Source organism: Streptomyces sp. enrichment culture, assembly GCF_964273255.1.
Classification (GTDB): domain Bacteria; phylum Actinomycetota; class Actinomycetes; order Streptomycetales; family Streptomycetaceae; genus Streptomyces.
In genome coordinates this window covers 6,298,892-6,319,467 of sequence record NZ_OZ186835.1, presented here as the reverse complement: position 1 = coordinate 6,319,467, position 20,576 = coordinate 6,298,892, and the positions used below count along the sequence as shown (strand labels likewise).

Sequence of the window (20,576 nt, the reverse complement as noted above, 5' to 3'; positions counted from 1 at the left end):
ACCGGCAGCGGACGCCGGCCGTCGGTGGAAGCCGGGTCGTCAGTCGAAGCCGGCCGCCGGCGGAGGAGAAGGAGCCGGAGGAGCGTCGCCGCCCCGCCCGTCTCGCCCTCCCCGCCGACGCCCGGGCCCGGTCGTTACAGGCGTTCGCCCGGCAGGTCGTCCACCGTCTCCCGCCGCTCCGCGGGCACCGTCGCCACCGGCCCGGCGGCGGGCGCCGCGTCGGGCACGACCGCGCGGCCGCGGGTCAGGCGCAGCGCGACGGGCTCGGTGTACCGGGCGGTGAGCGGCCCGAGGACGACGAGGATCAGCACGTAGGCCGTGGCCAGCGGGCCGAGGCGCGGCTCGACGCCCGCGGTGACCGCGAGGCCCGCGATGACGATGGAGAACTCGCCGCGCGCGACCAGGGTGCCGCCGGCGCGCCAGCGGCCCTTGGGCGAGATGCCGGCCCGCCGTGCGGCCCAGTACCCGGTGGCGATCTTCGTCAGCGCGGTGACGACGGCCAGCCCGAAGGCGGGCAGGATCACCGGCGGGATGGACTGCGGGTTGGTGTGCAGCCCGAAGAAGACGAAGAAGACGGCGGCGAACAGGTCGCGCAGCGGGGCGAGCAGGTTGTGGGTGCCCTCGGCCACCTCGCCCGACAGGGCGATGCCGACGAGGAACGCGCCGACGGCCGCCGAGACCTGGAGCTGCTGGGCGAGCCCGGCGACGAGCAGGGTGAGGCCCAGCACCACCAGGAGCAGCTTCTCCGGGTCGTCGCTGGAGACGAAGCGGGAGATGACGCGGCCGTAGCGGACGGCGACGAAGAGGACGAGTCCGGCCACCCCGAGCGCGATGGCCAGCGTGATGCTGCCCGTGGCCAGACCGACGCCGGCCACCAGGGCGGTGACGATGGGGAGGTAGACCGCCATCGCGAGGTCCTCGAGGACGAGGATGCTGAGGATCACCGGTGTCTCACGGTTGCCGAGCCGCCCGAAGTCGCCGAGGCACTTGGCGATGACGCCGGAGGAGGAGATCCAGGTGACGCCGGCCAGCACCACGGCGGCGACCGGCCCCCAGCCGAGCATCAGCGCCAGCAGGGCTCCGGGCACGGCGTTCAGGGCCATGTCCACCAGGCCCGCGGGGTACTGGGTCTTGAGGTTGGAGACGAGGTCGCTGGCCGTGTACTCCAGGCCGAGCATGAGCAGCAGCAGGATGACGCCGATCTCCGCCCCGATGGCGACGAACTCCTCGCTCGCGCCGAGCGGCAGCAGCCCGCCCTCGCCGAAGGCGAGACCTGCCAGGAGGTAGAGGGGGATCGGGGAGAACTGGAGCCGCCCGGCGAGGCGTCCCAGCAGACCGAGGCCGAGGATGATCGCGCCGAACTCGATCAGGAAGATCGCGGAAGAATGCACGCGATCACTCCCTGCCGAGGATCTCGGCGGCGGCGTCGATGCCCTCGCGGGTGCCGATCATGATCAGGGTGTCCCCGCCCGCGAGCCGGAAGTCCGGCGCGGGGGACGGGATCGCCTCGGCGCGGCGCAGGACGGCCACGATCGAGACGCCCGTGTCGGTGCGCATCCGGGTCTCGCCCAGCACCCGGCCGTTCCAGTGCGAGATCGCGGAGAGCTCGATGCGCTCGGCGACCAGGCCGAGGTCCGTGGTGTGCAGGACGCTGGGGCTGTGGTGATCGGGCGTCAGCGCGTCGATCAGGGCGGCCGACTCGGCGGTGGTCAGACGCAGCGACTGGGCGCAGGCGTCGGGGTCGTCGGACCGGTAGACGTTCACCGTGCGGGCACCGTCCCGGTGCGCGATGACGGACAGATGCTGGTGCTCACGCGTGGTGAGGTCGTACTGCACACCGATGCCGGGCAGCGGTGTGGTGCTCATCCGTGGAGCAGGCACAGCCCGTCCCCTTCCCCATGTTCTCTTCGTTGCCGTCGTGGGTGCCGGCATGTACGCGGACTGCACCGCCACACCCACGACGCACATCGTGCCATCCCTCCGTTGGGCCCCGGACGTGGGTGGTGTCACGGATGGACACCAAAACCGGCACGGAACTCCCACCGTCCGTGACCGTTTCCGACCAGCAGCGGGACGGTGTGCGACCGGCTTCCGGCGACATGCGACCGGTCGGCGCCCCGGCACGTGGGGCGGACGGCGCGGGCCGGGTACACGGGGCGGACGGCTGTGGGGCGGCCGACACGGTGCCGGCTCGGACCGGCCGGGGCGGTCCGGCGCGGAGCGGTCCGGGGCGGTCCGGGGCGGGGCGGGGCGGGGCAGGCCGACCGGGTGCCGGCCCGGGGTTCGCCGCGGGCCGGGTGCCGGTCGGCCCGGGAACGTGGCCCGATGGTCCCCCCTGTGGGAGGGCCGGGCGGGGGACCATGGAGACAACGAGACGAGGAGGCGCAATGAGCGGTCTGGTGGTCGTCGGGGTGGACGGTTCGGACTCGAGCCTGGCCGCCGTGGAGACGGCGGCCGAGGAGGCGAGGCGGCGCGGGGCCGGGCTCCATGTGGTCCACGCGTTCCTGTGGCCCGCGATGCACGTGCCCCTGGGCGCCCCGCCGGTGGGCCCCGCCGACGGCGGTCTGCAGGCCGTCGCCGACCGGCTGGTGGCCGACGCGGTGGAACGCGCCCGGTCGGCGGCGCCGGACGTGGAGGTCTCGCACGCGGTCGTCACCGGGGAACCGCTGTCCGTGCTGGAGGCGCAGTCGCGCCGGGCCGATCTGGTGGTCGTGGGGTCGCGGGGCATGGGCGGCTTCGTCGGGCTGCTGGTCGGGTCGACGGCGGTGCACCTGGCGGCGCACGGCAAGTGTCCCGTCCTGGTGGTGCGCGAGCCGGGAACGCCGGACGGGCCGGTCCTGGTCGGCGTCGACGGTTCGGCCGCCGGTGGCCGGGCGATCGGCTTCGCCTTCGCCGAGGCGGCCCGGCGCGGCGCCGAGCTGGTCGCCCTGCACGCCTGGACGACGTGGAACGCCCCCGCCCCCGCCCCGCCGGACGCCGCGGAGCCGTACGCGAACGAGCCGGGCGCACTGGCCGCGAACGAGGAGCGGCTGCTCTCCGAGGCGCTGAGCGGGTACACCGAGCGGTACCCCGGGGTGAAGGTCCGGCACGAGCTGGTGCGGGGAGGCAGCCGCGAGGCGCTGATCGAGGCGAGCCGGACGGCCCGGCTCCTGGTGGTCGGGGCCCGGGGGCGGGGCGGGTTCACCGGACTGCTGCTGGGATCGGTGAGCCAGGCGATGCTGCACCACGCGCACTGCCCAGTGGTCGTGGTCCGCGGCACGGACTGAGCGGTACGTCCCGACGCGCCCTGCGCGGCCGTGCGTGCCTCTGCGCGGCTCGGGGTGCCCCCGTGCGTCCGGCCCCGTCCCGGCGGAAGCCGGTCTCCGCGGGAAGCGGGCGGCTCGCTCGCTGTGACACGGTGACCCGGTGGCCCCGGTGGCACAGCGCCCCGCCGGCCCCGGTGGCGCGGGCGCACGGCGGTCCGCGCCCTGCATGCGGCCCACCGGGCCTGGGACGCGTAGGCGCGGTGCCGGGCGGGTACTCCGCACGTACTGCCGGCGCCCGGAGATCGAGCACCGCGTCGGCCGGTGCGGGCGGGACGGGGACGGGAGTGAGCGGTGAAGGACACGGTCATCGTCGGAGTGGACGGTTCACCGTCCAGCCTCGCCGCGGTCGACGTCGCGGCCCGTGAGGCGCAACTGCGCGACGCGGAGCTGCGCATCGTGCACGCCTTCCACCGCCTGGTGGACCTGGACCCGATGATCCACGGCGTCCTGGCCCGGGCGGAGCGCCGCGCGTACGACCGCGCCCCGGGAGTGGAGACGGCCAGGACGGTGGCGCCCGGAGACACGCTCACGGTGCTGCAGAGCGAGTCGCGGCAGGCGGTGCTCGCCGTGCTCGGCAGCCGGGGCCGGACCGGCTTCGGCGATCTGCTCCTGGGCTCGACGGTCGTGCAGCTCGCCGCGCACGGGCACTGCCCGGTCATGGTGGTCCGCGGCCGCCCGGACCCGCAGGGCCCGGTACTGCTGGCCGTGGACGGCTCCCCCGCCGGGGCCGCCGCCGCGCGGTTCGCCTTCGCCGAGGCGGCGATGCGCGAGGCCCCGCTGGTGGCCCTGCACGTGTGGAACACCTGGAGCGAGCCCACGCCGTACGACGGGCCCGCCGACCCGCTCAACGTGCTGGTGGACCTCGACCAGCTGCGGGAGACCCACCGGCAGCGGCTGGAGGAGGCGGTGGCCCCGTGGCGGGCCACGCATCCGCGCGTCACCGTCGACCTGCGGCTGGAGCGGGGCAGGGTCCGGCACACCTTGCTGGAGGCCTGCAAGGACGCGCAGTTGGTGGTGGCGGGGGCGCGGGGGCACGGGGGATTCACCGGGATGCTGCTCGGCTCGGTCAGCCAGGCGCTCCTGCACCACGCCGACTGTCCGGTGGCGGTGGTCCGCGGCAAGGAGTGAGGCGCTGCCGGACGCCGGGTCGGGCGGCGGGCCGGGCGGCGGGTCCCGGCCGTGCGGGGGCGCGGAAGGACGTGGATGCTCGGAACCGGCCCGGCGGGCCCGGGCAAGGACGTGGACGTGGACCGGACGTGAACTCGTCCTGGGATCCGGCATCTCCTGGAATCGTCGGATTCCCACCCCGAACTCGGAGTTCGATCGCCGGAATCGGACTCCGGACCCGCCGTGCCTGTCCGGGCCCGAACCCCGGACTCGCCCTCGACCCCCGGACTCGCCCTCGACCCCGGCCTCGGGCTCCGGACCCCCGACCCCCGGAACCCCGACTCCTGAACCTCGGCCCCTGACTACGGACTCGGACTCGAACTCGGGACGAGAACTCCGGACTCGGACTCGGGACGACGACTCCGAACTCAGGCTCCGAACTCGGACCGAACTCGGACTCGGACTCGGACTCGGACTCGGACTCGGACTCGGAAAAGTACGGCGTCGTGCGGGGAGCGGGTGCCGGATCGGCCCTCTTTCCCAATGCCCCGGCGCGCTCCCGTGCGCCCCCGTGGAAAAAGGTTTCGCCACATCGGATGGCCGGTTTGAGTGGGCAGGAAGAGGATTCACGTCCCATCCATGGGGGACATCGCTGCGTTCCTTGTGTCGTCCGAGACAGGTGGTAGCCGATGCATCATCACACCGCGGGACACCCCGGCCCGGCCTGGAAGTCCGGCACTGCCCCCGGAATATTCCCGCCTCTCACACATGGTATTGCTCTGTTCCGCCGTCCGCTGGAATTCCTCGACTCCCTCTCCACGCACGGCGACCTGGTGGAGATACGCCTCGGTCCGACCCGCGCGTGGGTGGTCTGCCACCCGCAACTGGTCCACGAGATGCTGCGCGACACCCGCACGTTCGACAAGGGCGGTCCCCTGTACACCCGCCTGCGGGGCCTGATGGGCGACGGCGTGGTCACCTGCCCGCACGCGGACCACCGCCGGCAGCGCCGGATGCTGCAGCCCGCCTTCCGCCCGGCACGGGTCGCCCGGCTCACCGAGCCGATGGGTGAGGAGGCCGAGGACCTGTGCCGCGGCTGGCGGGACGGCCGGGAGGTCGACGTCAGCGCGGCCATGATGACGGTCACGACCGGTGTGGTCAGCCGGGTGCTGTTCTCGGACGCACTGGATCCGGGGCGGGCCGCCGAGGTGCGGGACTGCTTGTCCACTGTGGTGCGCGGACTCTTCGTCCGCACGATCGCGCCCGTGGACGCCTTCTTCCGTCTTCCCACGCCCGGTCACCGCCGCTACACCCGGGCGGTCGCCCGGCTGCGGGCGATCGTCGACGAGGTCGTGGCGCAGCGGAGGCGGACCGGCGGGACGCACGACGACGTGCTGGGCACCCTGCTGGCGGCAGCCGGTGGTCCGGAGCCCCAGGTGACCGGCCGCGAGGTGCAGGACCAGCTGGTCTCCCTGCTGCTGACGGGCGCCGAGAGCGCGGCCCTGTGCCTCTCCTCCGCCTTCGGTCTCCTGGGCCTGCACCCGGAGGCCGAGCACCGGATGCACGAGGAGGTCGACACGGTGCTCGCCGGGCGGGGGCGGCCCACCGCGGAGGACCTGCCGCGCCTGGTGTACACCCGGGCCGTCGTCGACGAGTCCCTGCGGCTCGTGCCGCCGGGCTGGCTGTTCACGCGGCTGACGACCCGGGAGGTCGAGTTCGGCGGACGCCGGCTGCCCGCCGGGGCGACCGTGCTGTACAGCCCGTACCTGCTGCACCACGCCCCCGGATCGTTCCCCGACCCGAAGCGTTTCCTGCCCGAGCGGTGGCGGCAGGGCGGTGACGACGGACCGTTCAGCCCGATGGTTCCCTTCGCCGCGGGAAGCCGGAAGTGCCTCGGGGACGCCTTCGCGCTCGCGCAGGCCACGGTGACGCTGGCGACGGTCGCCCGGAAGTGGCGGCTGCGCCACCGGCCGGGTCCCGTCCCGCCGTTGCGGCCCGCGGTCACGCTGGGGCCGCGAGCCCTGGTGATGCGCTGCGAGCGGCGTCCGGAGCGGTCCCGCCCGGCTCCGGCCGCCACGGCCGTCCCGCACGCCCGGACCTCCCCGCCCGCCGCGGTGCGGGCCTCCCGAGAGGCAGGTGACGCCGGTGTCCGCGACGCCTGAGATGACCGTGACGTCCGAAGGCACCGCGAGGACGGGGTCCAGTCTCCTGGACCTGATCGACGCCCACCTGTACATGCCGTTCCCCGACGCCCGCAGCCCGTACGAACGGGAGGTGGCGGAGGGGGTGGAGACGTGGCTGCGGGACACGGGTCTCGCGGCGGAGTCCGGGGTGACGGAGATGATCGTCCGTACCCGGCCGGCCGACCTGGCGTCGCGCAACAGCCCGGACATGGACCGCGAGTTGCTGCACATCGTGGCCCGGCAGATCGCCTACCAGTTCGTCTTCGACGACCTCGCGGAGGAGGTCGGCCGGTGCCGTCCGGGCCGGCTGCTGCCCCTGCTGCACGAGAGCGTCGCCGTGCTGCGGGACGACGCCTCCGGCGACACCCCGCTCGGTGCGGCCCTGGCCGACCTGCTGCGGCAGGTCCGCGAGCGGTGCACCCCGGCGCAGGCGGCCCGGTGGGCCTGGAAGAGCCGCGAGTACGTGCACGGCCTGCTGCACGAGGCGGTGGCGCAGGCCCACACCCCGCCGGCCGGCGCCCGGCTGTGCACCTCCATCCGGGCGCTCACCGCGGGGGTCGAGCCGTTCCACCCCCTGTGCGAGGCCGCGCAGCCCCGGGAGCTGACCGGGGCGGAGCTGCACCACCCGGTGATGCGCCGGCTGACCCGGCTGTCGGCCGACGCCGCCGTGTGGATACCCGACCTGTACTCCGCGGTGAAGGAACAGCAGGCGGGTGAGCTGATCAACCTGGCTCTCGTCCACCAGCGGGCGAACGGCTGCTCCCTGCCGACGGCGGTCATGCTGGCGATCCGTCAGATCAACGCGGCCATCCGGGAGTTCGAGGAGCGGTTCGCGGAGATCCGGCCCCGGCTGAGCCCTTCGGCCATCGGTTACGTGGAGGGCATGGCCGGCTGGATCCGCGGGTGCTACCACTGGTCCCGGACCGTCCCGCGGTACGCGGACACGGCCAGGGCGTCCGCCCTGCCCTGAGCCCGGCCGTCCGTGCGTCGGTCCGTACCCATTCGCGCGTTCCTACCCCGGCCGGGCGGGAATCAACCCACCACCGGCCGCGATTCACCCGTACTCGTCCCTCCGGCCCCGGACACCCGCCCGGGGCCGGGCGGGAGGCGTACGCTCTCCTGCCACCCTGGCCGAACGACAGGAAGCGGTACGGCACATGGCGAACGAGCTACGGCACCTTCCCACCGAGACAAGGCCGTTGTTCGAGCGTCATCGAGAACTCCAAGCCGTCGAAGGGGCGCTGGACGCCCTGCGGGACACCGGTGACAACGTGCCGCACGGCGGGCTGCTCGCCTTCACCGGACGGGGAGGGATGGGCAAGACGACGCTGCTCAACCGGACCCGCGACCTGGCCGCCGAGCACGGCGTGACCGTGCTCTCGGGCAGCGGCGGGGCCAACGAACAGGAGCTGGCGTTCCGCGTGGTGCGCCGGCTCCTGCAACCCGCGCTGGCCTCGATGTCCGAGCCCGAACTGCGCGCCTTCCTGGGGAGTTGGTACGACATCGTCGGCGCCGCCCTGGGTCTGGAGGCCGGGCACGCCACCCATGTCCCGGACCCGACCGGCGTCCGCGACGGCCTCGACTGGGTGATCACGCGTCTCGCCGTGCAGCGGGCCCCGCTGGTGCTGCTGCTGGACGATCTGCACTGGGCGGACGCCGAATCGCTCGCCTGGCTGATCTCCTTCGCCCCGCGGGTGGCGGACCTGCCCCTGCTCATCGTCCTCGCCTACCGGCCCGACGAACTGCCCCCGGAGGCGGAACCGTTGCGCGCCCTCACCGGGAGCCTCGGCGGACGCCCGTTCGAGCTGGCTCCGCTCACCGCGGGAAGCGTCGCCCGCATCGTGCGCGGCGAAGTCGGGGACGAGGCCGAGGACGCCTTCTGCGAGGCGTGCTGGGCGGTCACCGGCGGCAGCCCGTTCGAGGCGGTGGAACTGGCCATCCAGTTGGGCGAACGCAACCTGAAGGGCACCCGGCAGGACCTGCGGGCGATGCGGGACCTCGCCGCGGCCATCGAGGGCCCCGGGCTGATGGAACGCCTGCACGCCATGGGTACCACCACGGTCCGGTTCGCGTATGCCGCGGCCGTCCTGGGCGAGTCCGTCTCGCAGGAACTCGCCGCCACTCTCGCCGTCGTCGGCAGCGAGGCCGCCGCCGAGGCGACCGAACGGCTGCGCGCGGGCCGGATCCTGGCCGAGGACGACGGCAGCGGCGACGGCCTGGCCTTCATCCACCCGCTCATCGCCACCACCATCTACCGTGCCATCCCCACCGGTCTGCGCGTCGGCCTGCACAACACCGCCGCGGAGGCGATCCGCGCGGCGGGCTTCGGCCCGGCGGCCGCGGCCCGGCATCTGCTGGAGGTGCCCCCCGACGGCCGTCCGGAGGCGGTCGCGTGCCTGCGCGAGGCCGCCCGCGAGTACACCCGGGCCGGGGCACCCGAGGCCGCGCGACGCCTGCTGGCCCGCGCCCTGCAGGAGCCGCCCCCGCCGGAGGAGCGCGCCGCCCTGCTGCACGAGCTGGCCTGCTCGACGTACCTGATCAAGCCCACCGCCACCGTCGCCCACTTACGGGAGGCACTGACGGAGCCGGGGGTGGAGCCGGAGCTGCGGGCGTCCATCGTCTACCGGCTCACCCAGGCCCTGGCCCACACCGACCGGATGGCCGAGGCCGCCACGGTCGCCGCCGAGGAGGCGCAGCGGGCCCGCCACCCCCGCGTCCGGCTGCGGATGCAGGCGGACGCGTTCGTCTGGAGCGCGTTCCGCACCGACGAGCCCGATCCCGCCGGCCGCTCCCGCCGGCTCGCCCGGCTGGCCTCCAGGGTGACCGGCCGCGGGCTGGAGGAACGGTACATCCTGGGGCTGCGCGCGTGGGACGCGGTGCTGTGCGGCGAGCCCCGCACGACGGCGCTCGGCCACGCGGAGGAGGCGCTGCGCGGCGGGATGAGCTGGACCGACGAGAACCGGGGCTTCGAGGTGCCGGTCTCGGTGGCCCTGGTGTTCATGTACTGCGACCAGCCCCGGCGGGCCGAGGAACTGTTCGCCCAGGGCATGGCCGAATGCGAGGAGAAGGGCTGGCGCGGCTCCCACCTGGCCCTCGGACAGGCCCTGGCCGGGTACATCCGCTACCGGCGCGGCTGTCTCGCCGAGGCGGAGAACCTGGTCCGGGAAGGGCTGCGCATCGCCGACCGGGTCGAGGGCGCGGTGCCCGCGCAGTGGTTCGCCGTCGGCATCCTCATCCAGACCCTGCTGGCCCGGGGGCGCCCTGCGGCGGCCCGCCGGCTCGCCGACCGGTACCGCTTCGGCGCGCTCGTCCCGAACGCCGTCATCTACCCCGACCCGCGCACGGTGTACGCCGAACTGCTGCTCGCGGAGGGCCGCCACGACGACGCCGCCCGTCTGCTGTCGGAGGTCGGGGAGTGGCTGGACCGGCGTGACTGGCGCAACCCCGCCTGGTGCCCCTGGCAGGCGGGGCTCGCCAGGGCTCTCGCCCGCAGCGCCCCCGATCTGGCCGCCCGGCATGCGCGGGACGCGGTGAAGCGGGCCCGGGACTTCGGCGCGGCGTCGGCGATCGGCCGCGCCGTGCACACCCTGGCCGAGGTGACGGGAGGACCGGCCGCCCTCGACCTGTACGCGGAGGCCGTGGACCACCTGGACCGCTCCCCCGCCGCCTACGAACTGGCCCGCGCGCTGGTCGGACACGGCGCCGCCCTGTCCCGGAACGGGCGGCTCCAGGAGGCCGCCGACCGGCTCTACCGGGGTCTGGAGGGCGCGGTGCACTGCGGGGCGGAGGCCCTGGCCGTCCGGGCCCGCGACGAACTGGCCGCCGCGGGCCTGCGCCCGCTCCCCCTGCGGTACGGGCAGACGGACACCCTCACCGCCCCCGAACGCAAGGCGGCGGAACTGGCCGCGCGGGGCGTCACGGCGACCGAGATGGCCGGGAACCTGCACCTCACCGAGCAGGGCGTGCGGCACCTGCTCTCGTCCGTCTACCGCAAGATCGGCACCGATGCCTCCGGCCTCGCGGCGGCGCTGGAGTCGTTCCCCCGGCCGAGGTGCTGAGGCCGGCGCCGGGACGGATCGGACGGGACGGCCGCGGCGTCGGCAGCAGCCGGCCGGCTCACGCGGCGCCGTGGCGGACGTCCACGGTCCCGGCCTGCCGGGTGAGGGAGACGACCGGACGCTTCACGGCCTCGGCATCCTCCTGCTCGGAGGCGCAGCCTGGAATCCGGCGGGCAGTTCGACGGCGACCTGTCGTCCGCAGCCGTTCGGGTGAGGCGAGGGCGAGGTGGGACGTCGCCGGCGTCGGCGCGCCCCGCTCGACCGGCCGGCCCGGAACCCCTCGTGCGGTGACGGAAGCCGTGGAGCGCTACCCGAGGAAGGACAGCCGGACCTTGCGGTCGGGGTTGTCCTTGTTGGTGTCGACCAGGCACACCGACTGCCAGGTACCCAGTTCCAGTTGTCCGCCGACCACGGGGAGGGTCGCGTGGGGCGGGACGATGGCGGGCAGGACGTGGTCGCGGCCGTGGCCGGGGCTGCCGTGCCGGTGCTGCCAGCGGTCGTCGGCGGGGAGCAGGGTGTGCAGGGCGGCGAGCAGGTCGTCGTCGCTGCCGGCTCCCGTCTCGATCACCGCGATGCCGGCGGTGGCGTGCGGCACGAAGATGTTGAGCAGCCCGTCGCGGCCGGACGCGACGTCCCGCAGGAACGTCCCGCAGTCGCCGGTGAGATCGACGACCCGCTCCTCGGAGCCGGTGGACACGGTCAGGACTCGGGTGGTGAAGGTGGCGGACATGTTCTCCATCCTGACCCATGCGCCGCTTCCTACTCCGGCGACGCGACACGGGGACGGTTCCTCGGTACGGGGACGGTTCCTCGGTACGAGGACGGATGCCGGTACCGGGACGGGTGCCGGTACGGAGGCGGGTGCCCGGTCGGGGAGGGAAGATCCACGGGCACCGCAGCGTTAGTAGAAATGTGAACGATATGCGTGAGGTCGAGGTCGTCGTCATCGGCGCCGGGCAGGCGGGGCTGTCCAGCGCCTACCACCTGCGGCGCACCGGCTTCGAGCCGGAGCGCGACTTCGTGGTGCTGGACCACTCCCCCGGCCCGGGCGGTGCCTGGCAGTTCCGGTGGCCGTCGCTGACCTACGGCAAGGTGCACGGCATGCACGCGCTGCCGGGCACGGAGCTCCGGGACGCCGACCCGGCGCGACCGTCCTCCGAGGTCATCACGGAGTACTTCGACCGTTACGAGCGCACCTTCGGCCTGCGGGTGCGGCGCCCGGTGAACGTCCGGGCCGTACGGGAGGGGACGGACGGGCGGCTGCTGGTGGAGACGTCGGACGGTACGTGGTCGACCCGGGCGCTGATCAACGCGACCGGGACCTGGGACCGTCCGTTCTGGCCGCGCTACCCGGGCCAGGAGACGTTCCGGGGGCGCCAGTTGCACACGGCGCAGTACCCGGGGCCCGAGCCGTTCCGGGGGCTGCGGGTGGTGGTCGTCGGCGGGGGCGCCTCGGGGACCCAGCACCTGCTGGAGATCGCGCCGCTCGCGGCGGAGACCACGTGGGTGACGCGGCGGGAGCCGGTGTTCGTCGAGGGCCCCTTCGAGGAGGAGGCGGGCCGCGCCGCCGTCGCCCTCGTGGAGGAGCGGGTGCGGCAGGGCCTGCCGCCGCGCAGCGTCGTCTCCGTGACCGGGCTCCCACTGAATGACGCGATCCGCCAGGGCCTCGCCGACGGGGTGCTGGACCGGCAGCCCATGTTCGAGCGGATCACACCGGACGGTGTGGTCTGGGAGGACGGGCGCCGGGTGGCGGCCGACGTCATCCTGTGGGCGACCGGGTTCCGTCCCGCCGTCGAGCACCTGGCCCCGCTGCGGCTGCGGGAGCCGGGCGGCGGTATCCGGGTCGAGGGGACCCGGGCGGTCGCCGATCCCCGCGTCCACCTGGTCGGCTACGGCCCGTCGGCGAGCACTGTGGGCGCCAACCGGGCCGGGCGGGCGGCCGTGCGGGACATCCGGCGGCTGCTGGAACGGGAGCGGGTCGCGGCCTGAGGCCCGTCGGGTGCGGCTGCCGCGCGAGGCGGTGGCACCGCCGGAGGTCTCGGCCGCCGGAACAGATGCCGGTCACGGCCCGTTGCCCGTCGGGCGGCCGCCGGGACACCGGTGCCGGTCACGGCCCGGCACGCGTCGGCGGCCGGGCCGCTGCTCAGTTCCTCTTCCGCTCAGTTCCTCTTCCGCTCGACTCCTCTTCCGCTCAGCCCTTCTCCTGCTCGGCCGCCTTCTTCTGCTCGGCCGCCTTCTTCTGTTCCGCGTTGAACTCGGCGACGTTGCGCTGGTGTTCCTGGTAGTCGGCGGTGAAGCGGGTGTCCCCGGGTTTCACCGTGACGAAGTACAGCCAGTCCCCCGGCGTGGGATTGATCGCGGCCCGCACCGCGTCCTCCCCCGGGTTGTCGATCGGGGTGGGCGGCAGCCCCATGCGCTCGTAGGAGTTGTAGGGACTGTCGATCTTGAGGTCGGCCGCCGTGGTGCGCAGGGAGGACCGGTTGAGGGCGTAGTTGATGGTGGAGTCCATCTGGAGCGGCATGCCGCGCTCCAGCCGGTTGAAGATCACCCGGGCCACCTTGCCCATGTCCGCGCCGGTCGCGGCCTCCGCCTGGACGATGCTGGCGATGGTGACCGCCTGGTAGACGTTCATCGCGTTGCGCTGGGCGCCGGCGGCGACGGGGGCGCCGTTGAACTTCTTGTTGGCCGTGTCGACCATCGTGGACAGCAGCTTCTCGGGAGTCGCCTTCTCCTCGAGCGGATAGGTGGCCGGGAAGAGGTAGCCCTCCGGGTTGCCCTCGGCCTCCTGCGGGAGTTGGAGCTTCGCCTTCGGCAACGCCTTGCGGGTCGTGCCGGCGGGCAGGGCGAGGGCCTTGTCGACGGCCGCGTAGATCTGGCTCGCGCGCCTGCCCTCCGGGATCACCAGGGTCGTGGGCCGGGATTCCCCGTCGTCGCCCAGGGTCAGCAGCGGCACCGCCACGGCGGTGCCGGCCACGACGGCCCCGGTCACGACGAGGGCGATACGGCCCCGGCGCGTCAGTCGGATCGTGCTCCGTGGCGGAGTGTTCGTCTGCATGCGGGCACGGTAACCCGCATAACGCTGCAAACCTGGCATATCGTCATCTTGTCGGCTCCAGTTGGGCGTCCCGGCGCACCAGGGCCGCGTAGCGCCCGTCCCGCTCCAGGAGTTCCCGGTGACTGCCGCGCTCGACGACGCGTCCGGCGTCGAGCACGACGATCTGGTCGGCACCCCGGACGGTGGACAGCCGGTGGGCGATCGTGAGCGTGGTGCGGTTGGCCGACAGCGCGTCGATGGCCTTCTGCACGGCGGCCTCGGTGCGGGTGTCGAGGGCACTGGTGGCCTCGTCCAGGACCAGCACGGGCGGATCGCGCAGGATGGTGCGCGCGATGGCGAGGCGCTGCTTCTCCCCGCCGGAGAAACGGTGGCCCCGTTCACCGACGATCGTGTCGTACCCGTCGGGCAGGGCCGTGATGTGGTCGTGGATCTGGGCGGCCTCGGCGGCCGCGTGCAGTTCCTCGTCGGTGGCGTCCGGCTTGGCGAAGCGGAGGTTGTCGGCGACGGAGGCGTGGAAGAGGTACGTCTCCTGCGACACCACGCCGACCGCGCGGGCCAGCGTGTCGAAGTCGAGGTCGCGGACGTCGACCCCGTCGAGGGTGACCCGGCCGCCGGTCACGTCGTACAGCCGGGGGACGAGGTGGCCCAGCGTCGACTTGCCGGCCCCGGTGGAACCGACGACGGCGAGGCCGGAGCCCGCGGGGACGGTGATGTCGATGCCGTCGAGCACCGGGCCGCCCTTGCCGTCGTAGCCGAAGGTGACGTTCTCGAAGCGGACCTCGCCCTTGACGCGGTCGAGACGGACCGGGTCCTCGCGCTCGGTGATGTCGACGGGGAGGTCGAGGTACTCGAAGATGCGCTGGAAGAGCGCGAGCGAGGTCTGGATCTGCACGCCGGTGGACAGCAGGCTGACGGCCGGCCGGAACAGGCCCTGCTGCAGCGAGACGAAGGCGACGATGGTGCCGATCGACACCTGGGGGCCGCCGGTCTGCAGGGCGATGCCCGCGGTCCAGTAGATGACGGCGGGCATGGCGGCCATCACGATGGTGATGACGGCCATGCGCCAGCGGCCGGCCATGTTCGACCGCACCTCCAGGTCCACCAGCCGTTCGGACTCGTCCGAGAAGGCCCGGGTCAGGGAGTCGGAGCGCCCCATCGTGCGGCCCAGCAGGATGCCGCTGACGGAGAGCGACTCGGTGACCGTGGCGGCCATCGCCGCCATCTGCTTCTGGCGCCGCGTGGTGATCTTGCGGCGCTCGTCGCCGACCCGGCGGCTGATCCACACGAACAGCGGCAGCAGCACCAGGGTGACCACGGTCAGCCGCCAGTCGAGCGCGAGCATGGCGACGACGGTGGCGACCACGCTGGTCACGTTGGAGACCAGCGAGGTGGCGGTGGACGTCACGGTGGCCTGCATGCCGCCGATGTCGTTGGCGATGCGCGACTGCACCTCGCCGGTGCGGGTGCGGGTGAAGAAGGCGAGCGACATCCGCTGCAGCCGTCCGTAGACGGCGGTCCGCAGGTCGTGCATGACCCGCTGGCCGACCGTCGTGGAGATCAGCGTCTGCAGCACGCCGAAGACGCTGGTGAGGACGGCGCCGGCGATCATGCCGAGGGCGAGCAGGCTGAGCAGTCCGGTGCGGCCCTCGGGGAGGGCCACGTCGAGGATCGCCTTCAGCAGGAACGGAGTGGCGACCGAGACCAGCGACGCCGCCCCGACCAGCAGGCCGACGACGGCGAGACGGCCCCGGTAGGGCCGGAACAGCCGCAGGATGCGGCGCACCTGCCGGGGTTGCTGCCCGCCGTCTGCGGGCGGGGTCCAGGCGGGCTGGTGGTCGGGGTTCATGGTCTCCTTTCCCCGGTCTCCTTCGGCGGGTGGCCGTCCGGTCCGCCGGGCGCTCACGCGACCGCGTCACCGGACCCCGTTCATTGTTACCACGTTCATTGTTACCTGTATTCACAATGAACGTCGTCCTGATAATGTTCCCGTATGACCACGCCCGATCCCGACGGCCGGCTGGCCGAGCAGTTGCTGCGGCTCACCCGTCGGGTCCACCGCATCCAGAAACGCCATCTGGAGCGGCGCGAGGTCGGCATCACCCCGGCCCAGTCCCGGCTGCTGCGGACGCTCGCCCACTACGACTCGCCGCCGCGGATGGCCGACCTGGCCGAGCGGCTCGAAGTGGTGCCCCGGGCGGTCACCACGCTGGTCGACGGGCTGGAGGCCGCCGGCAAGGCGCGACGGGTGCCCGATCCGGCCAATCGCCGGGTGACCCGCATCGAACTCACCGACGCCGGCCGGGCCGCGCTGCGCGAACTGCACGCGGCGCGCCGGGCCGCCGCCGAGGAGATCCTGGCGCCGCTGGAGGACGACCAGCGCGCGGTCCTCGGCCGCCTGCTGGACACCCTGGTCGACGGAGCCGTCACCCCACCCTGCCACGACGCCGCGGGCTGACCGCCGCACGCACTCCCCGCAGGGCGGGGGTGCGCGGGCCCGCCGGTTCCGGACGGCGGCGCGGAAAACCGCTTGCCCCGCCGCACGCTGCGGGGTCAACCTGTCACGGTTTGCTGCCGCCGTCCCCGGACGGCGCGCCGCTCCTGCCCGTCACCGACACCCCGACCCCCGGCACGCCCGCCCGTGCCCGGACCCGCACCCGCGCTTCCGCCCGGCCGCCCCGCGTGCCGCGGCCCGCCCGCCGACCGCCGACCGCCCCCGAGACGAGCCACTGACGACGTCATGCAGATCCAAGACCTTCCGTATCGCGATCCCGGGGTGCCCGACGCGCGCTCGGGTCCCCGCTTCCTGTGGTGGCTCTTCCGCAACCAGCTGGGCGGGCAGACGAAGGCCCTCGCCTGGGGGCTGGTGCACTTCGCCGCCGTGGCCTCGCTGCCCTTCGGGGTCGGCCTCGCCGTCCAGGCCGCCGTCGACCGCTCGGGCGCCGGCCTGGCACGGGCGGGCGGTCTGCTGGCGCTGGCCGGAATCGGCCTGGCGGTCGGCGACACCCTGCTGCACCGGGCCGCCGTCACCAACTGGATCACCGCCGCTGCCCGGGTCCAGCAGTTGCTGGCCCGCCGGACGGCCGCCCTCGGCGCCGCCCTGACCCGGCGGGTCGCGGCCGGAGAAGTGGTGGCGGTGTCCACGGGCGACGTCGAGAAGATCGGATGGTTCGTGGAGGCGCTGTCCCGGTTCACCGCGGCGGCCGTCACCATCGTCGCCGTCTGCGTCGGCCTGGTCGTCCACCAGCCGGCGCTCGGGGTCCTCGTCGCCGTCGGACTGCCGGTCCTGGCGCTGGCGGTACTGCCGCTGCTGCCGCACGCCACCCGGCGGGCCGACGTCCAGCGGGAGAAGTCCGGCCGGGCCACCGAGCTCGCCTCGGACACCGTGGCCGGACTGCGGGTGCTGCGCGGGATCGGCGGCGAGGAGCTGTTCCTCGACCGCTACCGCCGCGCGTCCCAGGAGGTCCGTCACGCCGCCGTGCGCAGCGCACGGATGTGGTCGCTGATCGCCGCGGTCCAGGTGCTGCTGCCCGGGCTGCTGCTGATCGCCGTCGTCCTGCACGGCGTCCACCTGGCCCGTCAGGGGCGTCTCCCCGTCGGCGACCTGATCACCGTGTACAGCTCGGTGATGCTCCTGGCGTACCCGATCCGCCACGTCGAGGAGATCGCCATGGCCTACTCCTTCTCCCGTCCGTCGGCCGGGCGCGCGGCACGGGTGCTGTCGCTGGAGCGGCCGACCGACACCGGGGGGAGGCGGCCGGCCCAGTCCCTGTCCGGCGACCTGCACGACCCGGAGACCGGGCTGCTCGCCCCGCAGGGCCTGCTGACCGCCGTGGTGTGCGGGGATCCGGACGCCGCGGGACGGCTGGCCGAACGGCTGGGCGGGCACGCCACGCAGGAGGGCGCCCCGGTGCTGCTGGGCGGTGTCCCCCTCGACGACCTGCCCCTGGACGCGGCGCGGGCGGCCGTCCTGGTCCAGGACAAGGACCCCGTGCTGCTCTCCGGGAGCCTGCGGGAACTGCTCGACGTGCCGGCGTCCGGCCGGACCGGACCGTCCGCTGCCCTGGACGCGGCGCAGTGCGCCGACGTGCTGGCGGCCCTGGCGCAGGGCGCGCACGACGCCGGGGACCCGCTGGACGCCCGGATCACCGAGCGCGGCCGGTCCCTGTCGGGCGGCCAGCGCCAGCGGCTCGCGCTGGCCCGGTCCCTGGTCGCCGACCCGGAGGTGCTCGTCCTGGACGAACCGACGTCGGCCGTGGACTCCCACACGGAGGCCCGGGTCGCCCGGGGCGTTCAGCGCCTGCGGGCGGGGCGCACCACGGTGGTGTTCACCTCGTCCCCGCTGCTCCTGGACCGGGCGGACCGGGTGGTGTTCCTGCCCGAGGGGTCCGTCGTGGCCTCGGGCCGTCACCGCGAACTGCTCGGCACCGAGCCGCGGTACCGGGCCGTGGTCACGCGGGAGACGGAGCGGGAGACGGAGGAGGAGCCGGCGACCGCGGCGCCCGCCGGGGACGTGGCCGACGTCCCCGGCAGCGGGGCGGAGGTCGCCGACGTCCCCGAGCACGGCGATACGGAGCCGGCCGACGTGCCCGAGCACGGCGCGGCGGAGGCCGGCCGGGCGGTGGTCCCGGCCCGGGGAGCCCGCGGGGCGGTGGCGGCGCGTGCGGGGACCGGCCGGGGCGGGAGCGAGGGCGGCGGCGCCGAGCGGCCGCGCCCCGACCGGCTGCGTGAGCTGCGCGGACCGGAGGAACGGGAAGAGATCGAGGAGACGGCATGATCGGCGTCGCGCCCCCCGCCCACGACCCGGCGGCCCCGGCCACGGCGGGCACCCTGCCGGTGGGGGCCCCGGCCACCGTCCGCGCCTACGTGGGTGAGCTGCTGCGCCGGCACCGGCGGGCCTTCGTGGTGCTGATCGCGGTGAACACGACCGCCGTCCTCGCCTCCCTGGTGGGCCCCTACCTGCTGGGCCGGCTGGTCGAACGCGTCCCGGACCCGTCCGCCGACCTGCATCTGGAGGTCACCGCCGCGCTGTTCGTGACGGCGCTGCTGGTGCAGGCGTTCTTCGTCCGGCAGGTGCGCCTGCGCGGGGCGGTGCTCGGCGAGCGGATGCTGGCCGATCTGCGCGAGGACTTCCTGGTGCGGTCGGTCGGCCTGCCGCCCGGCGTGCTCGAACGGGCCGGTACCGGCGACCTGCTGTCCCGGATCACCACCGACATCGACCGGCTCGGCAACGCCATGCGCGAGGCCGTGCCGCAGCTGGCGATCGGCGTGGTCTGGGCGGGGCTGCTGCTCGGCGGTCTGGTGGTCACGGCGCCCGAACTGGCACCGGCCGTCCTGGTGGCCGTGCCCCTGCTGGTGGCGGGCTGCCGCTGGTACTTCCGGCGCGCGCCGGCCGCGTACCGGTCGGAGGCCGCCGGATACGCCGCCGTGGCCGCCGCGCTCACCGAGACGGTGGACGCGGGACGCACCGTCGAGGCACACCGCCTCGGCGAGCGGCGCGTGGCGCTGTCGGACCAGCGGGTCCGGGAGTGGACGGCCTGGGAGCGCTACACCCTCTGGCTGAGGTCGGTGCTCTTCCCCGTGGTCAGCCTCACCCATGTGACCGTGCTCGCCTCCGTCCTGATGATCGGCGGGGTGCTGGTCCTGTGGGGGTGGATCGGTGTGGGGCAGCTGACGACGGGCGCGCTCATCGCGCAGATGCTGGTGGACCCGGTCGGGATGATCCTGCGGTGGTACGACGAGCTGCAGGTCGCCCAGGTGTCGCTGGCCCGGCTGGTGGGTGTGCGGGAGATCGAGCCCGACGCCGGTGACGCGGGGCTCGCCCCCGAGGGGCGTCACGTCAGCGCCGACCGGGTGCGCTTCGGATACCGGGAGGGCGTCGACGTGCTGCGCGAGGTCTCGCTGGAGGTCCCGCCGGGCACGAGGCTGGCGCTGGTCGGCCCGTCGGGCGCCGGCAAGTCCACGCTGGGCCGGCTGCTGGCGGGGGTCTACGCGCCCCGGGACGGCCGGGTCACCCTCGGCAGCGCCGAGCTGGCCCGGATGACCGCCGAGCGGGTCCGGACGCACGTGGCCCTCGTCAACCAGGAACACCACGTCTTCGTGGGGTCGCTGCGCGACAACCTGCGGCTGGCCCGCGCCGGTGCCCGGGACGCGGAACTGTGGGCGGCTCTCGGCGCGGTGGACGCGGACGGCTGGGCCCGTGCGCTGGACGACGGCCTGGACACCGAGGTCGGCTCGGGCGGCCTGGCGCTCACGCCGGCCCAGGCCCAGCAGATCGCGCTGGCCCGGCTGGTGCTGGCGGACCCGCACACCCTGGTGCTGGACGAGGCGACGTCGCTGCTCGATCCGCGCGCGGCCCGGCACCTCGAACGGTCCCTGGCCCGGGTCCTGGACGGCCGCACGGTGATCGCCATCGCGCACCGCCTGCACACCGCGCACGACGCGGACGTGATCGCCGTCGTGGAGGACGGCCGCGTCAGCGAGCTGGGCAGCCACGACGAGCTGGTCGCGGCGGACGGCGCGTACGCGGCGCTGTGGCGGTCCTGGCACGGCTGATTGGTGCGGACTCGGCGGTGCGGACTCAGCTGTCGCCGCGGGGCTCCTCGCCATCGGGCCCGTGGACGGACGGTGCGCGGGCCCAGGGCCGGGGTGCGGACCGGGTCGAGCCGCCCGGAGAGCCCCGGGACGCAGCGGGTGTTGCTCGGGCGGTGGCGGGCGCCGGTCGGCCCGGGCGGGCCGGGGCGGACGGATGGCGCGCGCCGCAGCCCCGGGGCGGGGTGGCGGCCCGCGCGCCGGGCGGGGGCACCGCTGGCGTTGCGCGGTCCCGGGGCGGGGTGAAGGCTGGAAACAGGCACCGGCTCGGGGAGCACCC

General features: G+C 74.5%; 14 protein-coding genes. 9 read left to right on the top strand and 5 right to left on the bottom strand.

What is annotated here, in order from left to right; all coding sequences use genetic code 11:
* Positions 1 to 134 precede the first annotated feature (134 nt).
* Positions 135 to 1,391 (bottom strand): cation:proton antiporter, encoded by a 1,257-nt coding sequence (locus ACSU53_RS27590; protein WP_437032050.1) that lies wholly within the window; start codon positions 1,389 to 1,391, stop codon positions 135 to 137.
* 4 nt (positions 1,392 to 1,395) lie between these two features.
* Positions 1,396 to 1,881, bottom strand: coding sequence for a cation:proton antiporter regulatory subunit (locus ACSU53_RS27585; RefSeq protein WP_437032048.1), 486 nt, complete (start codon positions 1,879 to 1,881; stop codon positions 1,396 to 1,398).
* A gap of 506 nt (positions 1,882 to 2,387) precedes the next feature.
* Here ACSU53_RS27585 and ACSU53_RS27580 point away from each other — a divergent pair.
* The 5 genes from ACSU53_RS27580 to ACSU53_RS27560 all read left to right on the top strand — a co-directional run bounded on the left by ACSU53_RS27580 (position 2,388) and on the right by ACSU53_RS27560 (position 10,653).
* Complete coding sequence (locus tag ACSU53_RS27580) at positions 2,388 to 3,266, top strand: universal stress protein (protein ID WP_437032046.1); 879 nt, start codon at positions 2,388 to 2,390, stop codon at positions 3,264 to 3,266.
* A 330-nt stretch (positions 3,267 to 3,596) separates the two neighbouring features.
* The gene (locus tag ACSU53_RS27575; RefSeq protein WP_437032044.1) at positions 3,597 to 4,433 is read left to right on the top strand and encodes a universal stress protein; all 837 of its coding nucleotides are present in this window, start codon (positions 3,597 to 3,599) and stop codon (positions 4,431 to 4,433) included.
* A 668-nt stretch (positions 4,434 to 5,101) separates the two neighbouring features.
* Entirely contained in the window at positions 5,102 to 6,574 is a 1,473-nt protein-coding gene (locus ACSU53_RS27570; protein ID WP_437032042.1) for a cytochrome P450, read from the top strand.
* A complete protein-coding gene (locus tag ACSU53_RS27565; RefSeq protein WP_437032040.1) occupies positions 6,558 to 7,565 on the top strand; it encodes a terpene synthase family protein in 1,008 nt (335 codons plus the stop codon). Before ACSU53_RS27570 ends, ACSU53_RS27565 begins: the two co-directional genes overlap by 17 nt.
* A gap of 187 nt (positions 7,566 to 7,752) precedes the next feature.
* Positions 7,753 to 10,653 (top strand): ATP-binding protein, encoded by a 2,901-nt coding sequence (locus ACSU53_RS27560; RefSeq protein WP_437032039.1) that lies wholly within the window; start codon positions 7,753 to 7,755, stop codon positions 10,651 to 10,653.
* Positions 10,654 to 10,960: 307 nt separating this feature from the next.
* Here ACSU53_RS27560 and ACSU53_RS27555 read toward each other — a convergent pair whose 3' ends face one another.
* Positions 10,961 to 11,383 carry a YjbQ family protein gene (locus ACSU53_RS27555; RefSeq protein WP_437032037.1) on the bottom strand — a complete coding sequence of 141 codons (423 nt, stop codon included), beginning with the start codon at positions 11,381 to 11,383 and terminating at the stop codon, positions 10,961 to 10,963.
* 182 nt (positions 11,384 to 11,565) lie between these two features.
* Between ACSU53_RS27555 and ACSU53_RS27550 the strand changes: the two genes are divergently transcribed.
* Complete coding sequence (locus tag ACSU53_RS27550) at positions 11,566 to 12,642, top strand: NAD(P)-binding domain-containing protein (protein WP_437032035.1); 1,077 nt, start codon at positions 11,566 to 11,568, stop codon at positions 12,640 to 12,642.
* Positions 12,643 to 12,844: 202 nt separating this feature from the next.
* Here ACSU53_RS27550 and mltG read toward each other — a convergent pair whose 3' ends face one another.
* Positions 12,845 to 13,708: an endolytic transglycosylase MltG gene (gene mltG / locus ACSU53_RS27545; protein ID WP_437032033.1), complete on the bottom strand. Its 864-nt coding sequence runs from the start codon at positions 13,706 to 13,708 to the stop codon at positions 12,845 to 12,847.
* Between the two features lie 43 nt (positions 13,709 to 13,751).
* The gene (locus ACSU53_RS27540; protein WP_437032031.1) at positions 13,752 to 15,554 is read right to left on the bottom strand and encodes an ABC transporter ATP-binding protein; all 1,803 of its coding nucleotides are present in this window, start codon (positions 15,552 to 15,554) and stop codon (positions 13,752 to 13,754) included.
* Positions 15,555 to 15,698: 144 nt separating this feature from the next.
* Between ACSU53_RS27540 and ACSU53_RS27535 the strand changes: the two genes are divergently transcribed.
* From ACSU53_RS27535 to ACSU53_RS27525, 3 genes are all read left to right on the top strand, one after another.
* Entirely contained in the window at positions 15,699 to 16,163 is a 465-nt protein-coding gene (locus tag ACSU53_RS27535; RefSeq protein ID WP_437032029.1) for a MarR family winged helix-turn-helix transcriptional regulator, read from the top strand.
* 282 nt (positions 16,164 to 16,445) lie between these two features.
* On the top strand, positions 16,446 to 18,482 hold the full coding sequence (locus ACSU53_RS27530) for an ABC transporter ATP-binding protein (protein WP_437032027.1): 2,037 nt from the start codon (positions 16,446 to 16,448) through the stop codon (positions 18,480 to 18,482).
* Positions 18,479 to 20,260 (top strand): ABC transporter ATP-binding protein, encoded by a 1,782-nt coding sequence (locus ACSU53_RS27525; protein ID WP_437032025.1) that lies wholly within the window; start codon positions 18,479 to 18,481, stop codon positions 20,258 to 20,260. Before ACSU53_RS27530 ends, ACSU53_RS27525 begins: the two co-directional genes overlap by 4 nt.
* Positions 20,261 to 20,576: the final 316 nt, after the last annotated feature.